This is a genomic window from Pseudarthrobacter sp. NPDC092202 (genome assembly GCF_044755505.1).
In the GTDB taxonomy this organism is placed as follows: Bacteria; Actinomycetota; Actinomycetes; order Actinomycetales; family Micrococcaceae; genus Arthrobacter.
In genome coordinates this window covers 127,570-140,717 of record NZ_JBIVRG010000007.1, presented here as the reverse complement: position 1 = coordinate 140,717, position 13,148 = coordinate 127,570, and the positions used below count along the sequence as shown (strand labels likewise).

Annotated in this window: 11 protein-coding genes; 10 read left to right on the top strand and 1 reads right to left on the bottom strand. The window is 65.0% G+C overall.

Annotated elements, in window-relative coordinates; genetic code table 11:
• Positions 1 to 32: 32 nt before the first annotated feature.
• The 9 genes from ACIQF4_RS12795 (at position 33) to ACIQF4_RS12755 (ending at position 10,971) form a co-directional block, all read left to right on the top strand.
• Entirely contained in the window at positions 33 to 854 is an 822-nt protein-coding gene (locus ACIQF4_RS12795; protein WP_400515893.1) for an aldo/keto reductase, read from the top strand.
• A 38-nt stretch (positions 855 to 892) separates the two neighbouring features.
• Positions 893 to 1,864 (top strand): aldo/keto reductase, encoded by a 972-nt coding sequence (locus ACIQF4_RS12790; RefSeq protein ID WP_400515892.1) that lies wholly within the window; start codon positions 893 to 895, stop codon positions 1,862 to 1,864.
• Positions 1,858 to 2,886 (top strand): SDR family oxidoreductase, encoded by a 1,029-nt coding sequence (locus tag ACIQF4_RS12785; RefSeq protein ID WP_400515891.1) that lies wholly within the window; start codon positions 1,858 to 1,860, stop codon positions 2,884 to 2,886. Before ACIQF4_RS12790 ends, ACIQF4_RS12785 begins: the two co-directional genes overlap by 7 nt.
• Before the next feature lie 240 nt (positions 2,887 to 3,126).
• The gene (locus ACIQF4_RS12780) at positions 3,127 to 5,679 is read left to right on the top strand and encodes a rhamnogalacturonan lyase (protein WP_400515890.1); all 2,553 of its coding nucleotides are present in this window, start codon (positions 3,127 to 3,129) and stop codon (positions 5,677 to 5,679) included.
• 28 nt (positions 5,680 to 5,707) lie between these two features.
• Positions 5,708 to 6,541 (top strand): aldo/keto reductase, encoded by an 834-nt coding sequence (locus ACIQF4_RS12775; RefSeq protein WP_400515889.1) that lies wholly within the window; start codon positions 5,708 to 5,710, stop codon positions 6,539 to 6,541.
• A gap of 132 nt (positions 6,542 to 6,673) precedes the next feature.
• Positions 6,674 to 6,940, top strand: a complete 267-nt coding sequence (locus ACIQF4_RS12770) for a GlsB/YeaQ/YmgE family stress response membrane protein (RefSeq protein ID WP_231457116.1) — start codon at positions 6,674 to 6,676, stop codon at positions 6,938 to 6,940.
• Positions 6,941 to 7,051: 111 nt separating this feature from the next.
• The gene (locus tag ACIQF4_RS12765) at positions 7,052 to 7,552 is read left to right on the top strand and encodes a hypothetical protein (protein WP_400515888.1); all 501 of its coding nucleotides are present in this window, start codon (positions 7,052 to 7,054) and stop codon (positions 7,550 to 7,552) included.
• A gap of 280 nt (positions 7,553 to 7,832) precedes the next feature.
• Positions 7,833 to 10,142: an HNH endonuclease gene (locus ACIQF4_RS12760; RefSeq protein WP_400515887.1), complete on the top strand. Its 2,310-nt coding sequence runs from the start codon at positions 7,833 to 7,835 to the stop codon at positions 10,140 to 10,142.
• 178 nt (positions 10,143 to 10,320) lie between these two features.
• Positions 10,321 to 10,971 carry a maleylpyruvate isomerase family mycothiol-dependent enzyme gene (locus ACIQF4_RS12755; protein ID WP_350001112.1) on the top strand — a complete coding sequence of 217 codons (651 nt, stop codon included), beginning with the start codon at positions 10,321 to 10,323 and terminating at the stop codon, positions 10,969 to 10,971.
• Between the two features lie 48 nt (positions 10,972 to 11,019).
• Here the strand turns inward: ACIQF4_RS12755 and ACIQF4_RS12750 are convergent, their stop codons facing one another.
• On the bottom strand, positions 11,020 to 11,862 hold the full coding sequence (locus tag ACIQF4_RS12750; RefSeq protein ID WP_400515886.1) for a putative protein N(5)-glutamine methyltransferase: 843 nt from the start codon (positions 11,860 to 11,862) through the stop codon (positions 11,020 to 11,022).
• A 100-nt stretch (positions 11,863 to 11,962) separates the two neighbouring features.
• Here ACIQF4_RS12750 and ACIQF4_RS12745 point away from each other — a divergent pair, with 100 nt between their 5' ends.
• Positions 11,963 to 13,009, top strand: coding sequence for a lactonase family protein (locus ACIQF4_RS12745; protein ID WP_400515885.1), 1,047 nt, complete (start codon positions 11,963 to 11,965; stop codon positions 13,007 to 13,009).
• The last annotated feature ends 139 nt before the right edge of the window (positions 13,010 to 13,148 follow it).

Genomic DNA, 13,148 nt, shown 5'->3' with positions numbered 1-13,148 from the left:
CGACTACCGCACCAGCGCATCAAGGAGCCCCCATGTCAGAGCTGACACTGAACAACGGCGTCACTATCCCCCAGCTTGGCCTCGGCGTTTTCCAGGTCCCGCCCGAAGACACGCAGCGGATCGTGGAGGATGCCTTCGAGGCCGGCTACCGCCACATCGACACCGCCGCTGGCTACCGCAACGAAGCCGGAGTGGGCGCGGCCATCGCGGCCACGGGGATTCCGCGCGAGGAGATCTTCGTGACCACCAAGCTGCGGAACGGCGAACAGGGCCGGGCGCAGGAAGCATTCCAGAACAGCCGCAAAGCACTGGGCCTGGATTTTGTGGACCTCTACCTGATCCACTGGCCCGTCCCCTCCCAAGGACTGTACGTCCAGGCCTGGAAGGAGATGGAGCGGCTGTACGAGAACAACCAGATCCGCGCCATTGGCGTCTCCAACTTCCTGGCCGAACACCTAAACCACCTGCTGGAATCCGCGGAAATCGTCCCTGCCGTCAACCAGATCGAACTCCATCCCAGCTACCAGCAAGCCCCCCTTGCGGCCAAGTGCCGGGAACTGGGCATCGGAGTCGAGGCGTACAGCCCGCTCGGCCAAGGCGGGGACCTCAACGGAAACGCCGTCACCGCCATTGCCAACGCCCACAACGCCACCACGGCCCAGGTGGTGCTCGCCTGGCACCTCGCTACCGGGAACATCGTGATCCCCAAGTCCGTGGACCCGGGACGCATGCGGGAGAACTACGCCGCATCCACCCTGAAGCTCACGGATGACGAACTTTCCGCAATCACCGCCCTCGAGTCCGGCGCCCGGATCGGCTCCGATCCCGCCGTCGCCGCCTTCACCCAGCTGTAAACCAGCCCACGGACCCCCGTCCCCCGAAAGGACACCCCATGCAGTACACCCATCTGGGCCGCTCCGGCCTGACAGTCTCCCGCCTCTGCCTCGGCACCATGAACTTCGGCCCCCAGACGGAAGAAGCGGACGCCCACTCCATCATGGATTCGGCCCACGAGCAGGGCATCAACTTCTTCGACACCGCCAACGTCTACGGCGGCGCTGGCCACCGCGGCTGGACCGAGGAGATCATCGGCCGCTGGTTCGCGAAGGGCGGCGAGCGCCGCGAACACACGGTGCTGGCCACCAAGCTGTACGGCACCATGACGGACCGGCCCAACGAGTCCAAGCTTTCCGCCTTGAACATCCGCCGGGCCCTGGACGCCAGCCTGAAGCGGCTGCAGACCGACTACATCGACGTCTACCAGTTCCACCACATCGACCGCGACACCCCCTGGGATGAAATCTGGCAAGCCATCGAGGTGGCCGTCCAGCAGGGCAAAATCCTCTACTCCGGCAGCAGCAACTTTGCCGGCTGGCACATTGCCCAGGCGCAGGAAGCGGCGCAGCGGCGCCATTACACGGGCCTGGTCAGCGAGCAGTCCATTTACAACCTCTTCATGCGCCAAGTGGAATTGGAAGTGATTCCGGCCGCCCAGCAGTACGGACTGGGCCTCATTCCCTGGTCGCCGCTGCAGGGCGGCCTCCTGGGCGGTGTACTGAAGAAAGAGCGCGACGGCGTCCGCCGCACCGAGGGCCGTGCGGCGGAGACCCTCAAGAAGCACGAAGACCAGATCCGGCACTACGAGGATTTCGCGGATGAACTCGGCCACGAGCCCGGCGACGTTGCCCTTGCCTGGCTCCTGCACCAGCCCGCCGTCACCGCACCTATCGTGGGACCGCGAACCCAGGACCAGCTCGACGCCGCTGTCCGCGCCCTCGACGTCACCCTGGACGCCGACGCCCTCAAGCGGCTCGATGACATCTTCCCGGGGCACCGCACGGCTCCGGAAGACTACGCGTGGTGAACCCACTCACCCCTGACGCCGACACGGTGGCGCCGAGAAACATCCTTTTCATCGGCGGCACCGGAGTCATCAGCACGGCGGCGGCAGAACGAGCCGTCGCGCTGGGACACCGGCTCACCATCCTCAACCGGGGCCGGTCCACAAAGCCGGTCCCGGATGGGGCGGAAATCCTCACGGCCGATGTGCGGGATGCCTCCGCGGTCCGCGCCGTGCTCGCCGGGCGCGAGTTCGACGCCGTGGCGGACTTTATTACCTTCACGCCTGACCAGGCAAAGGCCAGCCTGGACCTGTTCGCCGGGCGAACCGGGCAGTACGTTTTCATCAGTTCCGCCTCCGCCTACCAGAAACCGCCCACCAGGCTGCCGATCCGCGAGTCCACGCCGCTGAAGAATCCGTTCTGGCAGTACTCCCGGGACAAGATTTCGTGCGAGGAACTGTTCTACCAGGCATACCGCGAGCAGGATTTCCCGCTCACGGTGGTACGGCCTTCGCACACCTACGACCGCACCAAGATCGCCATGGTGGGAGGCTGGACCGACATCCACCGGATGCGCACGGGGCTGCCGGTCATGGTGCACGGGGACGGGACATCGCTGTGGACCCTGACCCACAGCCAGGACTTCGCCAAGGCCTTCGTGGGGCTTCTGGGCCGGCCGCAGGCGGTGGGCGAAAGCTTCACCATCACCTCGGACGAGTACCTGCCCTGGAACCAGATTTACCAACTGTTCGCGCGGGCGGCCGGCGTCCCGGAGCCGGAACTGGTCCATGTGGCTTCCGAAACCATCGCCGCGCACAGCGCCGAACTGGGGGCCAACCTCCTCGGAGACCGCTCACACTCCGTGGTTTTCGACAACACCAAGATCAAGTCCCTTGTGCCCGGCTACCGCGCCACCATCCCTTTCGCCGACGGCGCCCGCGAAATCGTGCAGTGGTTCGATGCAAACCCCGAGCTGCAGACCGTGGACCAGGGCTATATGGCCCTGACAGACCGGCTCACAGCTTGGGCGCGGAGCGGTGCATAAGATCCATCCACCCGCCCTGGAACTGACAGTGCGCGGCTCTCGGATTGCCGGAAGGGTGCGGGGACGCCGGAAAGCTTGCAGCGTCCCCGCACCCTTCCTGCGTCCCCGGCCGCCCCGCCTCTTCTACAACGTTCTAAATATCTTCCTTGCTGCCCGGCGGCAAGGCTTGTTTTCTGCCGCACTCCCCCGCTAGGTTATCGGGGAAGCGTTTTCCCGTTCTTAAATTGAAAGGATTCACTGATGAGTCCGCACCGTACTCCCGCGCGCCTCCTGTCCGTCGCCGCCGTCGGAATTGCCCTTACCGTAGGCTGCCTCGCTGCCCCCGCGTCCGCCGTCGAACGCTCTCCCAAGCCCGGCATGCCGGACGTCCAGCTGGACCACCTTGACCGCGGCCTTGTGGCTGCCAAGACGTCCGAAGGCGTCTTCTTAAGCTGGCGGCTCCTGGGCCACGAGGCCTCCGGTTATTCCGCCACAGGCCTCACTGGCACCGACTTCAACGTTTACCGCGACGGCCAGAAACTGGCCTCTGTCACGGACAGCACCAACTACCTCGACACCTCCGGAACCGCCGCATCCGGATACCAGGTGCGGGCCGTCGTCGCAGGCGTGGAAGTGGACAGCAGCGCATCCGCCACGCCATGGGGCGGCAACTTCGTGGACATCCCCCTGAAGAAGCCGGCTGACGGCACCACCCCCGCCGGGCAGGCGTACACCTACAACGCCAATGACGCGTCCGTAGGAGACGTCGACGGCGATGGACAGTACGAATTCATCGTCAAGTGGGACCCGAACAACTCCAAAGACGTCTCCCAGGCGGGCTACACCGGCAACACCTACGTGGATACCTACAAAGCGGACGGCACGCTGCTCCACCGCATCGATCTCGGCGTCAATATCCGTTCGGGTGCCCATTACACCCAGATGCTGGTCAACGATTTCGACGGCGACGGCCGCGTGGAAATGATGATGAAAACGGCTCCGGGAACCAAGAGCACCAGCTTCAAGGCCGATGGCAGCGTCGGTTCCGAAAACTTCATCTCGCTGCTGCAGCAGGACATCGAGGCCGGCTACTCCAACTCGGACGACTACCGCATGAGCGCGGCGGACTACTACCGGCACATGGTGGAAACGTTCCAGGGCTGGACCGAACATCCGGAGGTGAAGGCCGGCAACTGGCCCGCCACCCTGGAAGAAGCGTTCGGCACCACGCCGAAGTACCAGTACCCCCTCTCCCAGGCGGACGCGGAAGCACTCACCGACTACTTCATGGACGTCTATGCCCCCTCGCGCAGCGCCAGGAACAACCTGCGGGCCTTCGAGGGCTTCATCGTTTCCGGCCCTGAATACCTGACGGTGTTTGAAGGCGCGTCGGGCAAGGAACTGAAGACCGTCGCGTATGAGCCGGGCAGGCACGACGACGGACTCATGTGGGGCGACTACGCCATGTCCCGTATTGAGCCGGGCAACAGGGTGGACCGCTTCCTTGCCGGCGTCGCGTACCTTGACGGCAAGAGGCCGGCTGCGGTGTTCGCCCGCGGCTACTACACGCGGACCACCCTGGCCGCCTACACCTGGGACGGGTCAGACCTCGCGCCCGTGTGGAACGTCGACTCCGGCTGGACGCCCATGACCAACCCGTTCAATGACGGCCCGCACGGCCGGGACGGCACCGATCCGGAATTCGGCACGCTTACTACACAGGGCTTCCACTCGCTCAGCGCAGCAGACGTGGACGGCGACGGCAGGCAGGAGATCGTTTACGGCTCCGCCACCATCGACGACGACGGCTCGCTGCTGTACAGCTCCTTCGACACGATGCCCGACGCCAGCGCCATCCCTGGCGGGGAAGCCCGATTGGGCCACGGCGACGCCATGCACGTCACGGACATCGACCCCGCCCGTCCAGGCAAAGAGATCTTCACGGTGCACGAGGGCGGCACCTATGCCCCCTACGGCTACGCCATGCGCGACGCCGCCACCGGCGAGGTGCTCTTCGGCGCCTACTCCGGCAGGGACACCGGCCGCGGCATGATCGGCGACGTGGACCCGGGCGTTCCCGGCATCGAGAACTGGGCCATCGGCATGCAGTCGGCCGACGGCGACAAGCTGTCAAACGCCACTCCCGGCACCAACATGAGCATCAGGTGGGCCGCGGACATGACCACGCAGATCATCAACGGCTCAGGCGAGCAGACGCCCACCATCGATGACTGGAAGCGTGGCCGGCTGCTGACAGCCGAGGGGACCCGCACCAACAACGGCACCAAGGGCACGCCCAGCCTGGTGGCAGACGTGGTGGGCGACTGGCGCGAGGAAATGCTGGTGCGGACGGCTGATAGTTCGGCGCTGCGCATGTACCTGAGCACCGAGGTGACCAACCACAAGCTCTACACCCTCATGCACGATCCCCAGTACCGTGCCGAGGTTGCCCGGCAGAACACCACCTACAACCAGCCGTCCTACACGGACTTCTATCTTGCCTCGGACATGGACTTCGCCGGCGTGCCCCTGCGCGCAGCCTGGCTCCCCGGCAGCGTGAAGACGCTGCAGCATGTGCTTGAAGACCTGGTGGAGTCAGGGGACGTGTCAGGGCCCGTGGCCAGCCAGTTGGCAACCAGCATCAAGCAGGCCGCGGCCGCTGTTGAAAACGGCGACGCCGCGAAGGCCGGGCAGGCCATCCAGCGCTTCATGGACTTCCTGGCGCAGCAGAAGGGCCCGGATGCCGTTTCTGATACCGCCAGGGTGTCCCTGGAGTACAACGGGGACAACATTCTCAGGGCTTTCAAGGGCTAAGCAGCCGAATCCGGGAGAGACTGTTCCAATGACACGTGCACCGCTGATCACACTCAATGACGGCTACTCCATTCCGCAGGTGGGGCTTGGCACCTGGCCGCTGGCCGATGATGAGGCGGCCACCGCCGTCGTACAAGCCCTGGAAGCCGGATACCGGCATATCGACACTGCCGTGAAGTACGGCAATGAACAGGGTGTGGGCAACGGCATCCGCGCCAGCGGCGTGGACCGGGACGAGCTGTTCATCACCACCAAGCTGGACGGCCAGTTCCAGGGGAATGGCAGGGCCGTGGAGGGACTGGAGGGGTCCTTGAAGCGGCTTGGACTGGATTATGTTGACCTGCTGCTGATCCACTGGCCCCTGCCGGCGCGGGACGACTACGTCTCCACCTGGCGGACCTTTGAACGGCTCCAGGCGGAGGGGAAGGTGCGCTCCATCGGGGTCTCCAATTTCAAGCCTTCACACCTGGAACGCCTGATGGCTGAAACTGATGTTGTTCCCGCCCTCAACCAGATTCAGCTGTCCCCGGCAATAACCCGGACCGCTGAGCGGGACTTCCATAAGAAGCACGGCATCATCACCGAGTCCTACAGCCCGCTGGGCGGCTCCGGGGCTGGCCTGCTCGGCGCTCCCATCCTGTCCCAGCTCGGCGAAAAGCATGGGAAAACGCCCGGCCAGCTTGTCCTTCGGTGGCATGTCCAGAACGGAATTGTAACGATTCCGAAAACAGCCAGTCCGGAGCGTATGAGGGAAAACCTTGATATCTTCGATTTCACCCTGGATCCGCAGGATCTAGCGGAATTGGCTATCCTCGATGAGGGGCCCGATGCAGGCAACGACTCAGACGTAACGGGGCACTAAACCGCCCTGAAATGGGCTTTTTCTTCCAACTGGGGTTGGCAAATAGATAGTAAGCATGATTACTATTGAGGCAGAAGGATGAAGTGTCTCCGGGATCCGGAGGCCTCCTTTACTTAGGAAGAGGAACAAAAAATGGGATTCATTGCATTTCTAATTCTCGGACTTATTGCTGGCGCGATCGCTAAGGCGATCCTCCCGGGCCGCCAGGGTGGCGGCTGGGTCATCACCCTGGTCCTCGGCGTCGTTGGAGCACTCCTCGGCGGCTGGATCGGCGGAATGATCTTTGGCACCGGACTGCAGGAGTTCTTCTCCCTGCAGACGTGGCTGCTGGCCATCGGCGGTGCGCTGATCGTGCTGCTGGTATACGGCATGGTCACCAAGCGTGGCGCACGCAGCTAACAGACGCGCCAGCCAGGAGAGCCGGCCTGGGGACAACATCCCCGGGCCGGTTTTTCTATCTCCCGGCCTCTCTGGCCGGAACTGAACCTTCTCAGGGAGCAGGACCTCATCATGAAAAACAAACTTCTTTTGGGCGTAGGAATTGCCGCCGGCTATGTGCTTGGATCACGGTCGGGACGGGCAGCGTACGACAAACTCAAGGCTCGCGCCGCGGGCATCTGGGACAGCAAGCCGGTTCAGGACAAGGTTGCTGTTGCCACGGATGCCATCAAGGAAAAGGCTCCTGAAGTGGCGGACCAGCTGACTGAGGCGGCCCGCCGGGCAGGCACAGTCATTGGTTCCGCAATGCACCGCGAGGGCACAACCGGTGACAAAAAGTCCTCAACGTCCGACGACGCCGCAACAGCGGGTGCAGCAAGCACCAGCGGCGCGGGTACTTCGGGCAGTTTGGGCACAACCGGTACCGGCGCTGCTGGTCCCGGTGCTGCTGGTACCGGTGCTGCTGGTCCCTCGGGCAGTGACGACCTTGGCGGGGACCACATCCCCGCCCACAGCACACACCCGGAAACGCACAATCTCGGCACCTCGGACGAGACCGGCTCGAAGTCCTGACAGGCCGTTCGTACGGCTTGCGGCAGAGCGGTTCCCGCTTGACAACGTAATCACCGCTTGCGTGTGCTACAACTGAATGGCTTTGCTGGCCGTCGCGATCCTTGGGGGACGCGGCGGCCAGCGGCGTCTTAACGCCTCAGCGGCATCCAGCACGGCAGGCGGTCGCCAACACGGCTCCCCGTGTGGATAACCCGGCCAGGCTGGCACCCGGCTTCCCGGGTTATCCACATAGCCGCTTTAGCCGGCCCTTTTTGTCAGTGGTCTTTGGCAGAGTTGTCCCATGAAGGTGCTTGGGAACCAGCTTGCGGAGTTCAGTGGTTATGCCGCCCTACTCTCCAACGCAAGTTCCCTCCCTCCATCTGGAACAGGCGCCCGGACCGTCTCAGCCCGCCTCTATGAAGTCGTAGGCCAGGGCACTGTGGCTCCCCCGGATCCCGTTTCGCTCCCAGCACCGGCTGGTGACGATGCATCCGGACGTGTCGAGGAAACAGGTGGACAGCCGCAAGCCGGGCTGGCTGAAATCGGGGGCCTCCTCAATGCTGCGGCGCTGGCCGCCCCAGATGCTCTTGCAGTGGCCGGCTATGTTGACGCTTCTGACTTCGCCGGCCAGGTTGAGGACCTCGCCCGGAGTGTCGAATGCCTGCAGCTACTCGCTGCCGGGGCTGTGGACCGTACCCGAAGCGAAGCAATCACCGCCGCGACTGCCGCCCGGTCCGCCCGATCCCGGGGCTGGGTCACCGGGTGGGAGAACGGCGCCGAAATACTAAATGAGACAGACGCCGGCTGGCCGGGCAAGGCCACAACCGGCGGCGCGGAGCCCAGCGAACCGAACCCCGGCGACTCGACATCCAGCGACCAGACGCCCAGCGAGCAGACACCCAGTGCAGCCACTGCTGCTCATGGCGTTGTCACTGCCGGTGCGGGTACCGGGACGAGGGGTGGCGTGCCGGTCGTGACTTCGCCCGCCGACGACGGGTGCAGGAACACCGCGGAGTTCCTCCGCCTCCGGCTCCGGATTCCCCTGCGCGAGGCCCGCCGCCGCCTCGCACTTGCCCACCAGGCCCTGCCCGGCACCAGCCTCACCGGCGAACCCCTTCCACCGGCCCTGCCACATCTCGCGTGCGCCCTTGCCCCGGCACCCAACCCACTTTCGGCTGGGCCAGCCGAAAGCGCAGCGACTCCTGAGGCAACAGCCGCGGACACGCCCAACGACACGACTGAGGGCACGAACGGGGACTCGCTGGCGGCCGTCGCTTCAGCGCCCGTGGTGTCCTCTTACGCCGGGACGATCATCACTGCTGCGCTGGACCGGATCCGGCATCACACCACTCCGGATGTCTTGGACCGGATTGAACATGACCTCACCGCCGCCGCGGCCGCCGCCGATCCCGACTTCGTAGCCCGGTTGGCCCAGCGCTGGGCCGAGACCATCGACGCCGACGGCACCGAACCCACCGAGGAAGCCCTCCGCCACACCCAGGGCGCGTTCATCCGCAAACCACGCCACGGCCTGCACCGCCTCGAAATCTTTGCCACCACCGACCAATACGAACACCTCCTCACGGTTATGAACGCCGCTACCAACCCCCGCACCTCCGTCCCCAACGGCGCCGGCGTACCCAACGGCGCTTGCGCCGACACCAACGCCGGTTCCGGTACAGGGACCGGGACAGACTCCGACGCCGGCAGCGGCACCGGCGGGGGAAGTTGCAGCACAAGGGACATAGTCATAGGCGCCGATAGCGGAGACGGAAGTGGGACCGCGCAAGACTCTGCTTGGCACGACGCCGGCCCGGGGTCCGGCTGGGACCTGGACCGCCGCACCCGCCCCCAAAAACAACTGGATGGCATTATCAGCGCCGTCAAAGCAGGGCTCACCACCAATGCCCTCCCCATCACCGGCGGCAACCGGCCCCAGATCATTGCCACCATCAACTACAAGGACCTTTTCCTCCACCGCGGCGACCCCTCCGGCGGCCAGGAATCCGGCCCGCGCGGCGCAGGCGGGGGTAGTGCAGGCACGGGCACTGGCATGAACGCAGGCACCGGCACCGACGTAAGCATGGACGCAGCTGCGGGTGTCGGCAGCGGCACTGGCACCCGCACGGACCTAGACACCACGACCGGAACAGAACCCAGTCTTGCGTCGGGTAACTTCGTCTTTACCGGGCCCGTGGCCGCCGCTACCCTGCGTAAAATGGCCTGCGACGCCGACATCATCCCCGCTGTCCTGGGCAGCCACGGCGAAATCCTGGACCTCGGACGCAAAACCCGCCTCTTTACCCCCGCCCAGCGGCTCGCCCTCACAGCCCGCGACCAAGGTTGCACCTTCCCCAACTGCACCATTCCCGCACCGTGGTGCGAAGCCCACCACATCACCTACTGGTCAGACGGCGGCCCCACATCCACCAGCAACGGCGCACTTCTCTGCTCAGCGCACCACCACCTCATCCACAAAGAACAATGGATCATCACCACCCGCCACGGCACACCCTGGTACACGCCCCCGAAACACATCGACCCCCAACAAAAGCCCCAACAAAACGGTTACTTCAGGCCACCCCCGCCCCCGCGAACGCAGCGGGAGTGAGAAGACTCCAAGCCGTGACTCGTTCGATAAACCAGGCGGCGAAGATGCGTGATTCCCGATATTGTCACTCTCAGTATTCCTCCCAACGAGACAGCGGCGCCTCCCGTCTCATCCGGGCAGCCGCTGGCACATCGGCTTTGTATGAGCACCATCAACTAACGCCAGCCGAGAGGGTTCCATGACGACACCGACAAGCGAGCACTTATGGGCGCTGGCCCACATTGAGCGGACCACGCTGGCAGAGGATCTCTCTGGACTCAACCCGGAGCAGTGGCAGCATCGTAGTCTCTGTGGGCAGTGGGACATTGAGCAGGTTCTCGCCCACCTCACGGCCGCAGCCAGCCTGAACCAGTGGCAGTGGTTCCGCAGCATACTGGGCGCGCGTTTCCGGCCCGATGTCCACAACCAGCGCAGGCTGACCGAGCACCGCGGCAGGACACCTACCGAGACCCTCGAGCGCTTCCGGGCGGTAATCGGGAGTACCACGGCGCCTTCAAGCCACACTGCGGCCTACCTCGGCGAAGTCGTCGTGCATGCCCAAGACATCCGCCAGCCGCTGGGACTTCCCCGAACACCCAGCATCGAGGCTTTGACCTTCGTGGCCGAATTTTTCGCCGAACGCGACTTCACCGTGGACAGCCGCACAAGCATCGCAGGCCTGAAGCTGCGCGCTGACGACGGACCCTTCGCAACGGGCACCGGACCGCTGGTCACCGGATCGACGCTCGCCCTGGTGATGTCCATGGCTGGCCGTAAACCTTACGTGAACGAGCTCGCGGGACCGGGTTTGCCTGTCCTCCAGTCGCGGATCCAGGGCGCCGCACCCTGACCTGCCTCCGGCCAGGGCCTGGACAAGACAGTGCAGGCGCAATTACCGTCACGTAACTGCCTGGGTCCGCGTGCCCCGATGGAGGGAACCGACCACCACAGTCCCGTCCAGCTCATCATCATGGACGGTCCGGACGGTTAACCCCGCCTCAGCCGCGATCGCGGATGTCCGCCCGGCCTGCTGCCCACTGGTCTCGATCAGCAGGTGTCCGCCAGGCGAAAGCCATTGGAGGGCGTGTGCTGCCACGCGGCGGTGGAAGTCCAGTCCGTCACCGCCCCCGTCGAGCGCAGCGCGCGATTCGTAGAGGCGCGCTTCAGGCGGCATTGTTCTTATCGCTTCCGTGGGGACGTAAGGAGCGTTGACGGCAAGAATCCGCACCCGGCCTTGAAGCGCCGGCGGCAGCGCCGCGAACAGATCACCCTGGTACACGCGGCCCCTAACGGGATCCACATTGCGGCGGGCACAGTTCACTGCCGCAGGATCGATATCAGCCATGTGCACTTCCGCCCTTGGGTGCAGCCGGGCAATGGCCGTACCAACCGCGCCCGAACCGCAGCAAAGGTCCACAACAATCGGGGGCGGTGAAAGAGTCCGGTCCCGCAGCAGGCTTACTGCCTGGTGAACCAGCAGTTCCGTCCGCCGCCGAGGCACAAAAACACCCGGGTCCACGGCGATGCGGTCCCCGCAAAAATCAGCCCATCCCAGAACATGTTCCAGTGGCATGCCGGATATGCGGCGGTCCACCCATTCTGCGAGTACCGCGGAATCCGGGGCCTCAGCTATTAACAGCAGCGCCTCGTCTTCTGCGAAGACACAGCCCGCTACCCGCAGGGCGGAAACCACCGGAGCAAGGGTCTGGGGCTCAGCAGTCGGCTCGCAGTTGCGCATCATCACCCCTTCCGCACGCCCCCGATAGCCAGAGGCGTGGCTGGAGCCCAATGTTAGTGGGCAAGTGCACCGTAAGGCATCCATTTTTTGGCAGGATGGAACCATGACTTCTCCTGCCCCGCACCCCGTCATTTGGACCGGTACCTACACCCCCGACGGAGGAGGCAGGGCGGACGGAATCGGTGCTTTGGCCGAGCACCCGGACGGAAGCCTCGAATGGCTGGGAACTGCGGCGGAGACGGACTCGCCGTCCTTCGTTGCCGTCCATCCCACGCTGCCCGTGGTGTACGCAGTGGCCGAGCAGCGCAAAATGGTCCGGGCTTTCCGCCGCTCCGGCGACTTCGGGCTGGAGCCCCTCGGTGAGCCGCAACGCGCCGGAGAAGCAACCTGCCACGTTGCTGTGGACCCGCAGGGCCGCTTCGTCACCGCAGCCTGCTGGGGCGACGGCCAGGTCCTGCTCTACGAACTGGATGCCGACGGCGGGATGACCCGGCGGCTCCCCGCGGTGCCGTCGGTCGATCCGCACGCCGGCCTCAATCCGGGTGAGCCGCGGCAGAGCCGCGCCCACGCCAGCCTGATGCTGGCGGACGGGCGCATCATGACCACAGACCTGGGCCACGACACCCTTCGGGTCTGGAACTACGTGCCGGGCACCGGGCTGGTTGCTGACCACGAGGTTGTTCTGCCCTTCGGCACTGGCCCACGGCACATGGTTCAGCATCAGAACGGGAACGTGTTCGTGGTGTCTGAGTACTCCGTCGAAGTGTTCATCGTGAGACCGGAAGCGGGTACCTTCGAGCTGGTTTTCCGCGGGCCGGCAACGTCCGGCGGCAGCCTCCCGGACGACTCCGGCGCGGAAATCTGCCTCGGCTTCCGGGGGTCCTATGCCTATGTGGGCGTGCGTGGCTCCAACATCATCAGCGTGCTTGAGGTCGGTGCCGGGGGGACGGAACTGGCACCCATCAAGGACACGCCCAGCGGCGGAAACTGGCCGCGTCACCACCTGGTGAGGGGTGACTGGCTCCACGTGGCCCATGAGCGGTCCCACAACGTGGCCACCTTTGCGCTGGATACCCTCACGGGCTGCCCGGGAGAAGTAGTCCACAATCTAGAGACCCCCTCGCCCACCGCCCTGGTGCCCGCAGGCTAGGGCTCCTCCGGGCAGCCTGTTACGAAACACTGCCGCTTTCCGGAGGGTCCTGGCACGGGCCGGAGAAGCAACCAGCCGGACCGGGACAGTCCAGCACAATCGCTGGAGTTATTCCGTGCAAGCGCTTACAGTTGTGACG